This is a genomic window from Kosakonia sp. (assembly GCF_032104925.1).
GTDB lineage: Bacteria > Pseudomonadota > Gammaproteobacteria > Enterobacterales > Enterobacteriaceae > Kosakonia.
In genome coordinates this window covers 409,031-423,021 of record NZ_DAMCGF010000003.1, presented here as the reverse complement: position 1 = coordinate 423,021, position 13,991 = coordinate 409,031, and the positions used below count along the sequence as shown (strand labels likewise).

Here is a 13,991-nt window from a genome sequence, read left to right as displayed (position 1 = left end):
CTTAACGTCTGGCAGCGGGCAGTTTCGCCGCCTTGTTTACGTCATACCACCAGGTGTCAAACCCAAGGGAGTAGACGGGGCGAATGCCAGGCATGGAAAACTTATCCCAATAGGCGACGCGATCGGCTGCCATGTACCACATTGGCAGCATGTAATAGTTCCAGGTCAGCACGCGATCCAGCGCGCGTCCAAGCGGAAGTAACTTCTCTTTGTTTCCCTGCCAGCGGTTGATCTGCTCGATCAGGTTATCGACCGCCGGGTTTTTGACACCGGCAGCATTATACGAAGAGTCAATGTATTGCGAGCTCCAGGAGATTTGCAAATCGCCGCTCGGCCACGGCTGCGCGCGCCACAGACTCGGCATCATGTCATAGTCGCGGCGGCGCAGACGATTGGTGGCCTGCGAGTTATCGACCTGGCGCACATCCATATTGATGCCAAGCCGCGCGAGGTTGTGCTGAAACGGCAAAACCCACTGCGTATTGCCGCCGGAGGGCAGCAGCAGTTCAAAGGTTAAAGGCTGGCCGGTTTTGGCATTAACGCGCTGCTGATTTTTCAGTATCCAGCCGGATTCAGTGAGCAATCTATCGGCTTTCAACAGGTTTTCGCGATCATAGCCGTCCGCGTTGGATTTCGCGGGCGAATAAATGGAGGTAAATACTTCCGGCGGCACCTGTGCTTTAAGCGGCGCCAGAAGCGTCAGTTCCTCGGCGTCAGGATAATTACGCGCAGCATATTCGGTGTTCTGAAAATAACTGTTGGCGCGGCTGTATGCCCCGTAGAACAGCGCTTTGTTCATCCATTCAAAATCAAAGGCCAGCGACACCGCTTCGCGCACGCGGCGATCGCTAAATACCGGCCGCGTGGTGTTGAATGCCAGCCAGCGCGTATCCTGCGCGGAGATATTTGGCTGCTCATCTTTAACGATATACCCCCGGCTGAAATTGCTGCCGATATAGCGCGTCGCCCAGTTTTTCGCATCGCCTTCGCTGCGCAGGTCGTAAGCGCCTGCTTTGAACGCCTCGAATGCCACATTGTCATCGAGGTAGTAGTCATAACGAATGTTGTCGAAATTCCAGCGCCCCCGATTTACCGGTAAATTTGCCGCCCAGTAATCGCGAACGCGGGTATAGGCAATGTATTGCCCCATGCGCCAGGTGCTGATGCGATAGGGGCCGCTGCCCAGCGGCGGGCGGGCGAGCGGATCGCTCAGCTTATGATCTTTCCAGAATTTCTCCGGCATAACGGGCAGCGTTAACAGGCTGAGCATGTCCTCTTTACCCGGTTTGGCCAGCACAATACGCACGGTAAGCGGCGAGATAGCTTTGACGGTCGTGCCTTTGTAGACCAGGCGGAACTGCGGCACACCTTCGGTCATAAATTTCTGAAAGGTAAAGGCGACGTCGCTGGCGCGGATCGGTGAACCGTCATGAAATATTGCCCGCGGATTGATGCTGATCTCCATCCACGAATAATCATCGGCGTAGCGCGCCATTTCCGCGACCAGCGGGTAATAGCTCCCGGGCTCATCGTCCGAGGTGGTAAACAGGGCGTCGTAGAGCGCTTCAGTGCGCACCGCTGGGTTCCCGCGTAATGCGTAGCGGTTGAAGTTATCAAACGTGCCAATGACGGACAGCGTGACGTTACCGCCTTTAGGCGCGGCGGGATTGACGTAATCAAAATGGGAAAAATTAATCGCGTATTTGGGTTCGCCAATAACGGCAAATGAGTAGCTCTCTTTTATGGTTTGCGCCTGACATGTCAGGCCGACAAAAGCCAGCAATAAAGCTGAAATGCGCACAAACTTCATCCGGTGTGTTCCTTTAACCTGCAACGCGACAGGCTCGCTAACTACTTATCGTTGAATAATAAGGGAGGCCTGGTCTGATGTGAAATTATTCACGCTAAAGCATGGTGGTGAACTCTGGCGGATGCCACGCGACAAATTGCTCCAGCGTCAGTGGGCGGCTGAAGAAATAGCCCTGCATGTAATGAATGCCATGTTCGCGTAGCCACCTGGCTTGTTCTGGCGTTTCGACACCTTCGGCAACCGTAAGCATATTTAACCGCTTCGCCAGCGTAAGGACGGCGTCGAGCACCGGCGATGTCACGGTTTCTGTGCCGATGGCGTTAACGAAACCACGGTCGATTTTCAGATAATCAAGCGTAAAGCGTTCCAGATAAATCAGTGCGCTGTGCCCGGTACCGAAATCGTCAATAGCGATTTCATAACCTTCGTCGCGCAGCGAATCAAACAGTTTGGTCACTTCCGTATAGCGCAGCATATCCCGCTCGGTAATTTCCAGCACGATACTGAAATGGTGCGGGGGCAGGGAGTGGGCGAAGTTGCGGATATCGTCAAGGAAATTGGCAGCGTGCAAATGGCCTGGCGCGATATTAACGCCCATTTTTGCGCCCGGCGGAAGCAGCGTTTGTAACACTGGCGCATCACGAGCTATCAGGTCAAACAGATGCAATGTCAGCGGCACAATAAGCTGCTGCGCTTCGGCAAAGTGAATAAAAGCGTCAGGCGATATTTCTCCTGCGGTGGGATGCCGCCAGCGCATCAGCACTTCGATACCCGTCACTTTCAGATCTTTCGCGCCGATAACGGGCTGATAAACGACATAAAACTGGTCGCGCTTAATGGCCGTGAGGATTTCTCTGCCGGGGCGCAATTGCGTATTAAGGATGAAAGCGCTCAGCAATGCTGCCAGCATGCCGAAGGTTGCTCCCAGCAGTGCGGCGAATTGTATATCTTCCGGACGCCACTTTTCTGCGTAGAGATAAAGCGTGACTGGCGAATCTTCAATTTGGGTAGTCAGAAAAGGGGACTCTGGCATATTGCTCAGGTTAATAAGCCCGCTGGAAAACGTGGAGACAGCCCGATCGCCAATACCAAGGGCGATGCCGGTTAAATCCGGTTGCTGCGAGGTGTAAAGCCGGTAGGGAGTCAGATTGATGTTCAGTGTAGCGAATATGCCCCGATGATCCAGTAATGGGCTGCGAAACCAGAGCGCAATGGCGGGTTTATCCGGCATCATCGGTGTTCCGGGTAAAAACACCATATCGCTGGTTTTATCGAGATCGATTTCCGGAACCAGATCTTTCATCGCAAGACTCATCTCGCCGGTGGCCGAGGAGCAAAAGGCGTAGCGATCTTTTACCAGTAAAAAAGCACGCACGTTCATGCTGAATGCGGCGCGGGAAGTGAGTTCGCCAGCGACGGCGTGGCAATCATTCAGTGTGAGCGGCTGGAGCGATTCGGCCGTGGCGCGGATATCGTTGAGATAGTCCGAAAGCCAGGACTGCATATTCGTAAGCAGCATATCGTATCTGGCTTCCCGCCGTTGTTGTTCGAACCAAAACTGACAGCCACTCGCGATTAATGCTGAGAACAGACCGATAAGCAGGCTGGTCAGCAAAATTTTTCGATTAACTGAAAAATGGCGGGTGAACATGGCGTTGGGCCCATTGTAGGTGCTCGGGGCGGCGTGGTGTTAGAGTCGGACTATAACCTGAAAAGATTTTTATAGCATAATGCAGACATAAAAAAACACTGCCGGAGCAGTGTTTTTTTATACTTAACGCCAGCCAAGGGAAAACCGGCATTAAGCGATTAGCTGCGTGTCAGGATGCGTCGCGCTTCGTTATAGCGCTTCTTCCAGTACGGCTCATCCATGCTTGAAATCATGACGCCGTTGCTGGTGGAGGCATGAACAAACTGGTTATTACCAATATAAATGCCAACGTGTCGGCCGGTAGAGCCCGCGCGGAACAGAACTAAGTCGCCTGTGCGCAAACTGGTACGCGAGATGGACTTGCCTGTTTCCTGCTGTTCCCAGGTGGAACGCGGCAGTTCTAAACCAAACTGTTCACGGAAAGTGCGCTGCACAAAGCCGGAACAATCGATGCCTTTTTTGGTGTCGCCGCCCAAACGGTAGCGAACGCCTTTCCAGTCAGCATACTGATCCATAATGCGGCCTTTTACGTCCAGATTACGAACCATATTTTCAAATTCATCCTGAGAGGCTTGCAGTGAAGAGTTGTCTTCGCCCACAGCAAGCGTCTCAGAATGCACGTTCTTTGCGGTATTTGTAGAACAAGCTGAAAGCAGAACCGCTACTGCAATCGCGGGTATCGCCCGCACGATATATCTCAAAATCGGCTGAGATTTGACCATGTTGCTTATTTTCCCTTGAAGTCCTTAACGATAAATATCGTTATAAAAAATGCCAACGCAGCGAGATTAATTATCTGAATGCATCGAGACAAATGCTCTGACGTAATTTTGTGGAAGAACGCACAAATTTACGCGCAATGAGAATAAGAGCACTCTTTGCGACAAGACGAACCGAGGTTACCTGAACATCTTCGGCATGGCGAGCGGTTTTCTTTAATTTTTTATAAGAAATTATGATACAGAAAGTGAATTCTCAGGATTGAATAAAAAACAACCAATTTAGCTTAAATAACGTGCAAATTGCTCTTTTATAGGCAGATTGCCGTGACGAAAAAATGACAAAATTAGGAAAAAGCCGGGATTACGCATCAGGGATCGAAAACGATCCCTGATGAATGCGCGTTATTGATAATCGGAAGTTGTTTAAATTTTGTTATTTCCGGGCAGGAAATGATCAAAGGCAGAAATAATTTTGTCGCTAAGTGGTGTTAGCAAACACCACGGCAGACCGATAAAAACAGCCGAGAGAGAACCGACTGCAATATCAGTAAACCAGTGTGCGCCAATCATCACGCGCGGGAAGGCGAAAACCACAAAAATAATAAGGGCAACACCAAACGCTTTTCGGCCAAAATATCGCCACATTACGCCAGCGAAAATAAGTAGCATCATGCCGTGATCGCCAGGGAAACTGTCTTTCGAGGCATCTTTGGTGGGGAAGTCGAGCAAATCGCTAACCCGGTGAATATCGGTAAAGAACAGCGACGGGCTGGCGCGTTTGACGGGCATCAGATGTTGCGCCAGTTGATTGATTACCACGGCTATCAGCAGCATCGTCAGGCCAATCATCAGGATACGGCGTCGTCCACTTGCATCCTCTTTTACCCAGAACGAGAGCATTAAACAGCCCATCGCCACCAGCGAGCAGGCGTCAAAAGCGCGGTTATTGGTTAGCGCCACCAGCCACAAATAAGCGCGGTTTTCCACCAGACCCTGGTTGAAAAAATGGAACATCGCGGCGTCCAGCGGAAACCAAAAACCGTGGTTAGCGGGTAAGTACCAGGAAATAAATAGCGCCAGTCCTGCGGCGTTCAACAGTAAAATTAACGGTAAACGAGTTTTCATAACGAGTCTGTCTTCAATTAACACGGCGGCAACGTTAGTGTTACTCACTTAAACGAAGCTTCAACAAGGCGGACTGCAGGGTGTTCCAGTCTGCCTCCGAGGCGGTAATCAGCTCGATACGGCTGTCCGGCGGCGCGACGTTTTGCGTTTCGATATGCAGATCCTGCCCCTGGCGGTTAACGCGCAGCAATCCTTCCGGAATGCGCATCACCCCTTTCACCCGCTCGACCGGCGCAAGCCGCGCCCACTCCAGCAAACCGATAGTGTCAAATACCGTCTCTTCATCAAAAATCCAGCCGCAGGCGTGATGGCCCTGGCCGCTGTTAAGGCTGCGACGCCAGCGCTGGTGTGCCGGCAAACTTAATGCCGCGAGACCTTTCTTCTCGTCGTGAGCATGGTTATGCGCGGCACTTGAAGGCAGCTCACGCAGGTTACGGCGAGGAAGATCAAGCAGTGCGCCGTCAATAGCGCCCCGGGTCGCGCTAACCTGTAAACGATCGCCACCAAACTCAGCCCACCATGTCTCCAGCGCCTGCTGGCTCTGTGGTGTGGCGCGATCCTGTTTATTGGCGACAACGACATCCGCCGCCGCTAACTGGTCGCGAAAGTTTTCGTTGGTGAGTGCTTTTTCATCCAGTAACTGGCGGGGATCGAGCAAGCAGAGCGTTGCGCGCAGGTCTATCCACGGCTCATACACCGGCGCGGTGAGCATATCGAGGATCTGTTTTGGGTGGCCCAGGCCTGTCGGTTCAATCAACAAGCGGTCAGGTTTCCCCTGGCGCAGCAATGTATTGAGACCCACCTGCATCGGCAGGCCATTCACGCAGCACATACAGCCGCCCGGGATCTCTTTAAGCAGCGCACCGCTGTCAGCCAGCAGCGCGCCATCAATGCCGACTTCACCAAATTCATTCACCAGCACGGCCCATTTTTCCTGCGGGTCTTTATTGGCCAGCAAATGCAAAATCGACGTGGTTTTGCCGCTTCCGAGAAAGCCGGTGATGAGGTTGGTTTTGGTCACAAGTGCTCCAGGCGTCAACGAAATGTAAGGGTGACTGACGATCCTGGCGAAAAAAGTGCGAAAAGAGAAGGGCGCGGACGGCGTAAAAGCACTAACCGTCCGCTTAAGTAGCAGAAATTGTTAATTATCGAGTGCGCGCTTCACCGCTGCATGCGCACCTTCGGTGCTGAGCGTCTGCCATGCGCGATTAATGGCATTAACAAACGTCGGGTTGTGCGGCAGGTCGCTACCGAAAATCTCTTTCAGTGTCAGCAGGGCCGTTACGCGTTCATCGACGCTGCTGGTTTCAACAATCGCGTGAATTTTATCCGCCAGCGGATCGCGAATATCAATGCAGTTACCGAGGTCATCCACGCCGCTGACATAGCGCATCCAGCCCGCAATGCCCAGCGCTAACAGCGGCCACGGCGTTTCGCGTTGCAAATGCACCCGAATACCATCCAGCATACGCTGCGGCAGCTTCTGGCTGCCATCCATGGCGATTTGCCAGGTACGGTGCTTTAGTGCCGGGTTAGAAAAACGGTCGATCAGGCTATCGGCATAAGCGGTGAGATCAACGCCGGTAATGCGCAGCGTCGGGGCTTGTTCCTGGAGCATCAGGCGGCGCACCGCCGTGCGGAAGACCTCATCCTGCATGCAATCATTAATATGCGCGAAGCCTGCCAGGTAGCCGAGATACGCCAGAAAAGAGTGGCTGCCATTAAGCATGCGTAACTTCATCTGCTCCCACGGCTGTACATCCTGAACCAGTTGTACGCCAGCCACTTCCCATTCGGGACGTCCGGCGACGAAATTATCCTCAATTACCCACTGAATGAACGGCTCACAACTGATGGCGCACGGATCAAATACGCCCAGCGCTTCGCCAATTTCCGCCAGTGATTCATCTGTTGCCGCCGGAACAATGCGATCCACCATGGTGGCCGGAAAGCTCACATTCTCCTCTATCCACTGCGCCAGTTCCGGTGAGCGGGTTTGCGCCATTCCGAGTACGGCATTTTTAACAATATGACCATTATCGGGAATATTATCGCAGGAGAGCACGGTAAAGGGCGGCAGCCCGCGTTCACGGCGACGGGAGAGTGCTTCAACCAGAATCCCTGGCGCTGAATGCGGTTCGCCCGGATGCTGGAGATCGTGTGCGATGCGCGGCTGCTGCAGATCCAGTTTGCCGCTGGCAGGATCGATGCAATAGCCTTTTTCGGTAATCGTCAGGGAAACAATCGCCACTTGCGGTTCGCAAAATTTTTCAATAATGGCGGGCAGAGAATCAAGTTTCGCGTTCAGACATTCGTTCACCGCACCAATGATTATCGGCTGGTTCCCCTCCGCCCCTTTTTCCAGCACGGTGTATAAATGATCCTGCTCGCGTAACTGGGACATGAGCACATCGCCGCTGAACAGGCTGATTTCACAGATCCCCCAATCGCCACCTTGCGCGTTCAGCACCCGGTTGGTCAGCAGCGCCTGATGCGCGCGATGAAATGCGCCAAAACCAAAGTGCACAATTCGCGAGCGCAGTTGTGTGCGGTCATACTGGGGTTGCTGCACGCTGGCGGGCAGCGTTACGGAGGCGATTGTCTTCATCTATATACACCTGATTAACCAATAATTAACAATGTGCAGTGTAAAGTTATATGACAGCAAAAAGAATTGGTATGCCGTAATTATCCGGGGAATGTGAGCTGGATCAATCATTGCTGTGGGAAGATTTGACCGCTGCAATTAAGCATGTATGGTAGTCGTCATATGTTTGTGTGTATTGGTATAACAACTTTGTAGAGGGTAAGGCAATGGAACAAACCTGGCGTTGGTATGGACCGAACGATCCGGTGTCGCTTGATGATGTGCGTCAGGCAGGCGCGACGGGCGTCGTGACCGCACTGCACCATATCCCGAACGGCCAGGTCTGGCCGGTAGACGAGATCAAAGCGCGTCAGGCGCTGCTGGCGGAAAAAGGACTGGTCTGGTCGGTGGTCGAAAGTATTCCGGTGCATGAAGATATTAAAACTCATACCGGGCAGTACGATACCTGGATTGCCAACTATCAGCAGAGTATCCGCAACCTGGCAGCCTGCGGTATTGATACCGTGTGCTACAACTTTATGCCAATCCTCGACTGGACGCGTACCGATCTGGAATATGAACTGCCGGATGGCTCCAAAGCGCTGCGTTTTGACCAGATTGCTTTTGCCGCGTTCGAGCTGCATATCCTGAAGCGCAAAGGCGCCGAAGCTGATTACAGCGAAGAAGAGCAGCGTCAGGCGCAGGCTTACTTTAACGCCATGACTGAAGCGGAAGTGGAAAAGCTGACGCGCAATATCATTGCTGGTCTGCCGGGCGCTGAAGAGGGGTATACCCTGGAACAGTTCCATGCACGCCTTGCCGAATATGACGGCATCGACAAAGCACAGTTGCGTGAAAATATGGCCTATTTCCTGCGCGCTATCGTGCCGGTTGCGCAGGAAGTGGGCGTACGTATGGCGGTTCACCCGGACGATCCGCCGCGCCCGATCCTCGGCCTGCCGCGTATCGTTTCTACTATTGAAGATATGCAGTGGCTGAAAGAAGCGGTAGACAGCATCAATAACGGTTTCACGATGTGCACAGGTTCATACGGCGTGCGTGCGGATAACGACTTAGTGCGGATGATCGAGACGTTTGGCGATCGCATTCACTTTACGCACCTGCGTTCAACCTGCCGTGAAGATAACCCGAAAACGTTCCATGAAGCCGCGCATTTGCAGGGTGATGTGGATATGGTGTCGGTGGTTGCCGCCATTCTTACCGAAGAGCAGCGCCGCAAGAAAGCCGGTGATTTGCGCCCGATCCCGTTCCGCCCGGATCATGGCCATCAGATGCTTGACGATCTGCGTAAGAAAACCAACCCAGGTTATTCGGCGATTGGTCGACTGAAAGGGATGGCGGAAGTGCGCGGCGTTGAGCTGGCGCTGAAGAAAACGTTGTTCCGCGATCTGCTGTAAGCCGGTTTACCGTCGGAAAATAAAAAGCCACTTCAATGAAGTGGCTTTTTTCATGCATCACGCTTATCAGTCGGCGCGGCCCATATAGCGGCGCTCTTCGATATGAATACGGATTTTCTCGCCGGTGGTCAGGTATTCCGGTACCTGGACAACCAGACCGGTGGTCAGGGTGGCCGGTTTAGTGCGTGAGCTGGCGGAAGCACCTTTGATACCTGGTGCGGTTTCCACAATTTCCAGATCCACCGTCTGCGGCAGTTCGAGCGCCAGCAACTGGCCATCCCACAGCAGAACCTGCATATCCGGCATACCGCCTTCCGGAATAAACAGCAGCTCTTCTTCAATCTGCTCTTTATTGAAGGTGTACGGCGTGTAATCTTCTTTATCCATAAACACGTATTCATTGCCGTCAACATAAGAGAAGTCGACAAAACGACGGTTCAGGGTCACGGTATCAAGAATATCATCGCCTTTAAAACGCTCTTCCACTTTCAGCCCGGTACGGACATCGGAAAAACGCATTTTGTAGAGCGTTGCTGCGCCACGGGCGCTCGGTGACTGAATGTCAATATCTTTCACAATCAGCAGCTTGCCGTTGTAATTCAGCACCATACCTTTTTTAATTTCGTTCGCTCTTGGCATTGCAAGGGTCCTGTAAATTGAAAATAACGAAAATATCGCGACAAACTACTCGCGAGGGACTTTTCAGGCAAGTGGAATCGGAGAGTTTTGCGTTCAGAGGGCAAAAGATGGTAGCTTGCGCCCTGCACGCGCAGCCCCGCGCGCCTGATAATAGAGAACGTTTATGGAATGCCGCCCGGACTGTGGAGCCTGCTGTACCGCCCCGTCCATCAGTAGCCCGATACCCGGCATGCCTGACGGGAAGCCCGCTAATACGCCCTGCGTTCAGCTCGACGCGCAAAAGCGCTGCAAAATCTTCGGCTCGCCGCTGCGCCCAAAGGTGTGCGCCGGTCTGCAACCGAGCCGCGACATGTGCGGCGCAAACCGCGAACAGGCGATGGTTTATCTGCTCGATCTTGAGCAACAAACCGCGCCTTAAATATCTTTTATCCGGCTCAGGCACACCTGCGTAACCAGCGTCATCACCAGCGCAATCCAGAACACCGCGTGATAACTCCAGATCTCTGCCACCACGCCAGCCAGCGAACCGGCGATAATCCAGCCGACACGCGTGGTATTAGTATAAAGGGTGGTGGCTGAACCCGCCTGGCCAGGCATCAAATCCTGAAAATAGAGCATGCCAATCCCGGCGAGAATGCCGATATAAATCGCGTTCAGCAGTTGCAAAGCAAGCAGTACCACGGGCGTATGCACCGTCAGCATTCCGGCATAAAAGAAGATGCCCGCCACGGCGCTGACGCGCATCAGGAAGCGTTTGCCGAAGCGCTTTGCGTAATACCCGGCAATCAGCATGGTGGGGATTTCCAGCCCGGCCGCAGTGCCCATCATCACGCCCGCCAGTTTTTCCGGCAGATGCAGCTCATCAATAATAAACAGCGGCATATTAATAATATAAAGGCTGTTGGTGCCCCACATCAGCGTACAAATCACGAACAACAGCAGCGCATCGCGGCGGTGCGTGCGTGGTGCTTCCATCACCGCTGATTTCAGCTTTGGCTCTTTACGCATGGTTGGCAGGAACAGCCACACCATTGCGCCGCAGACGATAAAGGCTGCCGCCGCGCACAAATACATGGTGGAAAAACCAAAGCCCATCGCCAGCGCGTAGGCCAGCGGTGGGCCAATCACCCACGCCAGGGATACTTGCGCACGGAGTATCGAGCTGAACATCACGGCTTCACGCCCGGTGCGATCCGCATGTTCACGCGCAAGGGCAAACATTTGCGGGTTCGCTGTTGAACCGAAACTGCTGAGGAACACGCCGACAAACAGCAAAATAAAGTAGTTACGGTTCCAGGCGAACAGCACACAGGCCAGCACGCCGAGCAGGCAACAAAAGACAATCAGCGTCTTGCGATCGCCTTTGCGGTCAGAGCGTCCGGCAAGAAACTGGCTCACCAGAATGCCAATCACCGCGCTGCCGGTGAAAAAGAAGCCCACCATCGCCGGGCGAACGTGCACTTCATTGGTTAAAAACAGGCTCAGCGTCGGTGTTTGTAACGCACCGGCAATCCCCGTTAAAAAGGCGACGATCAGGAATGCCGTTGAGGTGAAATCAAATGCGCCGGGACGGGCAGCGGCGGGAGAATTTTGCATGTTAAATGAGATCCAATAGCGAGACGCGGAGTGTACGCCGCTGCATGAAAAAAACACAGCCTGCTAAGCAAAATTTGCGACAAAAAATCCAAACCTTTTCCCTGGGTTTTAATTAAGGCTGACGAAAGCTGAAAGTGGATTGCTGAACAGAAAGTCTGCTTCAGCAAATTTGCCTTACGCGTGGCCGAAATGTGCTGAACCTCAAAATTCTGCAACGCCAAATAAGAGAATTCTTGCTTACGGAACAAAAAAAGTGAATGCTCCTTGAAACGTTTCAGCGTCATCGCGTTATGACTGAACAACGGCGGTGACGCACTATTTCTCAACCTAGCTGAAACGATTCAAGTCAGCGAGAGAGGGTCACATGTTCCAGTTATCCGTTCAGGACATCCATCCAGGCCAGCAGGCTAGCAATAAAGAAGACGCTATCCGCCAGATTGCGGCGGCACTGGCAGCAGCAGGCAACGTCGCCGACGGTTATGTCGATGGCATGCTGGCGCGCGAAGGGCAAACGTCCACCTACCTTGGCAATGGTATTGCTATTCCACACGGCACCACCGACACGCGCGATCAGGTGCTGAAAACCGGTGTGAAAGTCTTCCAGTTCCCGCAGGGCATCCTCTGGAGCGAAGGGCAGGTGGCGTATGTCGCCATCGGTATTGCCGCCAGCTCCGATGAACATCTTGGCCTGCTGCGTCAGCTGACACATGTGCTGAGCGATGATTCTGTCGCCGCACAGTTGCAGTCCGCCACCTCTGCTGAAGAGCTGCGCGCACTGCTGATGGGCGAAAAACTGAGCGCATCACTCAAGCTGGATAATGAAACCTTAACGCTCGATGTTGCCGCCAGCGATCTGACGACGCTGCAAGCGCTGAACGCCGCGCGCCTGAAAGAGGCCGGTGCGGTTGACGCCGCGTATGTTACCCGCGCCATTAACGAGAAACCGCTGAACCTGGGTCAGGGCATCTGGCTGAACGACAGTGCTGAAGGCAACGTGCTGAGTGCGGTTGCGGTGAGCCGTGCAGCCACCCCGTTTGAGGTGGAAGGTGAGCGTGCGGCGCTGCTGGTTAGTGTTGCGATGGCCGACGAACAGCCTGTTGCGGTGCTCAAGCGTCTTAGCGATCTGCTGCTTAACAATAAAGCCAACCTGTTGCTGAATGCCGACGCCGCCACGCTGCTGGCGTTGCTGAGCAGTGACGATGCGGTGGCTGAAGATCTGCTGAGCGAGGAGTTTGTCGTGCGTAACGAACACGGTTTGCACGCACGTCCGGGCACCATGCTAGTCAACACTATCAAGCAATTTAACAGTGAAATTACCGTCGCCAACCTTGACGGTACTGGCAAACCCGCAAATGGACGTAGTCTGATGAAAGTTGTTGCACTTGGCGTGAAAAAAGGACACCGCCTGCGTTTCACCGCGCAGGGTGATGATGCTGAACAGGCGCTGAAAGCGATTGGCGAAGCCATTGCTGCTGGTCTGGGAGAGGGCGCATAAATGAGCAGACGTGTCGCTACGATCACCCTGAATCCGGCCTATGATCTGGTGGGTTTCACCCCGGAAATTGAACGCGGTGAAGTCAACCTTGTGCGCACCACTGGCCTGCATGCCGCAGGTAAAGGGATCAACGTCGCAAAAGTGCTGAAAGACCTTGGCATTGATGTCACCGTGGGTGGCTTCCTCGGTAAAGATAACCAGGACGGTTTTCAGCAACTGTTCAGCGAGCTGGGCATTGCTAACCGTTTCCAGGTGGTGCAGGGGCGTACCCGCATCAATGTGAAGCTGACGGAAAAAGATGGCGAAGTGACCGACTTTAACTTCTCCGGTTTTGAAGTCACCCCGGCTGACTGGGAACGCTTTGTTAACGATTCGCTGACCTGGCTTGGTCAGTTCGACATGGTTTGCGTGAGCGGCAGCCTGCCGTCGGGCGTCAGCCCGGAAGCCTTTACGGACTGGATGACGCGCCTGCGTAGCCAGTGCCCGTGCATTATCTTCGACAGCAGCCGCGACGCGCTGGTAGCCGGTCTGAAAGCCGCGCCGTGGCTGGTGAAACCGAACCGCCGTGAGCTGGAAATCTGGGCGGGCCGTAAATTACCAGAATTGAAGGACGTTATTGAAGCTGCTCATGCGCTTCGCGAACAGGGGATCGCCCATGTGGTGATTTCACTGGGCGCAGAAGGCGCGCTGTGGGTTAACGCTTCGGGCGAATGGATCGCCAAACCGCCGTCAATGGAAGTGGTAAGCACCGTTGGCGCAGGGGATTCAATGGTCGGTGGGCTGATTTATGGTCTGCTGATGCGTGAATCCAGTGAACATACATTACGCCTGGCCACCGCTGTTGCTGCACTGGCGGTAAGTCAGAGTAACGTAGGTATTACCGATCGTACCCAGTTAGCCGCGATGATGGCGCGAGTTGACTTAAAACCCTTCAACTAACAGCAGGAG

General features: G+C 53.6%; 12 protein-coding genes. 4 read left to right on the top strand and 8 right to left on the bottom strand.

What is annotated here, in order from left to right:
* Window position 1: 1 nt before the first annotated feature.
* The 6 genes from RT644_RS08210 to RT644_RS08185 form a co-directional block, all read right to left on the bottom strand.
* Window positions 2-1,810, bottom strand: coding sequence for an extracellular solute-binding protein (locus RT644_RS08210; protein WP_313626344.1), 1,809 nt, complete (start codon window positions 1,808-1,810; stop codon window positions 2-4).
* Window positions 1,811-1,904: 94 nt separating this feature from the next.
* The gene (locus RT644_RS08205) at window positions 1,905-3,461 is read right to left on the bottom strand and encodes a cyclic di-GMP phosphodiesterase (protein WP_097407143.1); all 1,557 of its coding nucleotides are present in this window, start codon (window positions 3,459-3,461) and stop codon (window positions 1,905-1,907) included.
* Between the two features lie 158 nt (window positions 3,462-3,619).
* The gene (gene mepS / locus RT644_RS08200; RefSeq protein WP_017458539.1) at window positions 3,620-4,183 is read right to left on the bottom strand and encodes a bifunctional murein DD-endopeptidase/murein LD-carboxypeptidase; all 564 of its coding nucleotides are present in this window, start codon (window positions 4,181-4,183) and stop codon (window positions 3,620-3,622) included.
* A 423-nt stretch (window positions 4,184-4,606) separates the two neighbouring features.
* The gene (locus RT644_RS08195; RefSeq protein ID WP_045514109.1) at window positions 4,607-5,308 is read right to left on the bottom strand and encodes a phosphatase PAP2 family protein; all 702 of its coding nucleotides are present in this window, start codon (window positions 5,306-5,308) and stop codon (window positions 4,607-4,609) included.
* 40 nt (window positions 5,309-5,348) lie between these two features.
* Window positions 5,349-6,329, bottom strand: coding sequence for a CobW family GTP-binding protein (locus RT644_RS08190; RefSeq protein WP_020454405.1), 981 nt, complete (start codon window positions 6,327-6,329; stop codon window positions 5,349-5,351).
* A 120-nt stretch (window positions 6,330-6,449) separates the two neighbouring features.
* Window positions 6,450-7,916, bottom strand: a complete 1,467-nt coding sequence (locus RT644_RS08185) for a fructuronate reductase (protein ID WP_313626343.1) — start codon at window positions 7,914-7,916, stop codon at window positions 6,450-6,452.
* Window positions 7,917-8,122: 206 nt separating this feature from the next.
* On the opposite strand from RT644_RS08185, the gene uxuA reads away from it, so the two are divergent.
* Window positions 8,123-9,313 (top strand): mannonate dehydratase, encoded by a 1,191-nt coding sequence (gene uxuA, locus RT644_RS08180; RefSeq protein ID WP_020454403.1) that lies wholly within the window; start codon window positions 8,123-8,125, stop codon window positions 9,311-9,313.
* A 66-nt stretch (window positions 9,314-9,379) separates the two neighbouring features.
* On the opposite strand, the gene yeiP is transcribed toward uxuA, so the two are convergent.
* Window positions 9,380-9,952 (bottom strand): elongation factor P-like protein YeiP, encoded by a 573-nt coding sequence (yeiP, locus tag RT644_RS08175; RefSeq protein WP_017458534.1) that lies wholly within the window; start codon window positions 9,950-9,952, stop codon window positions 9,380-9,382.
* A gap of 163 nt (window positions 9,953-10,115) precedes the next feature.
* Between yeiP and RT644_RS08170 the strand changes: the two genes are divergently transcribed.
* On the top strand, window positions 10,116-10,370 hold the full coding sequence (locus RT644_RS08170; protein WP_017458533.1) for a YkgJ family cysteine cluster protein: 255 nt from the start codon (window positions 10,116-10,118) through the stop codon (window positions 10,368-10,370).
* Here the strand turns inward: RT644_RS08170 and setB are convergent.
* Entirely contained in the window at window positions 10,367-11,548 is a 1,182-nt protein-coding gene (gene setB / locus RT644_RS08165; RefSeq protein WP_313626342.1) for a sugar efflux transporter SetB, read from the bottom strand. The genes RT644_RS08170 and setB overlap by 4 nt on opposite strands.
* 364 nt (window positions 11,549-11,912) lie before the next feature.
* Between setB and fruB the strand changes: the two genes are divergently transcribed.
* Together fruB and fruK are read left to right on the top strand one after the other, a co-directional pair.
* On the top strand, window positions 11,913-13,043 hold the full coding sequence (gene fruB, locus RT644_RS08160; RefSeq protein WP_020454400.1) for a fused PTS fructose transporter subunit IIA/HPr protein: 1,131 nt from the start codon (window positions 11,913-11,915) through the stop codon (window positions 13,041-13,043).
* Entirely contained in the window at window positions 13,044-13,982 is a 939-nt protein-coding gene (gene fruK, locus RT644_RS08155) for a 1-phosphofructokinase (RefSeq protein WP_045514123.1), read from the top strand.
* Window positions 13,983-13,991: the final 9 nt, after the last annotated feature.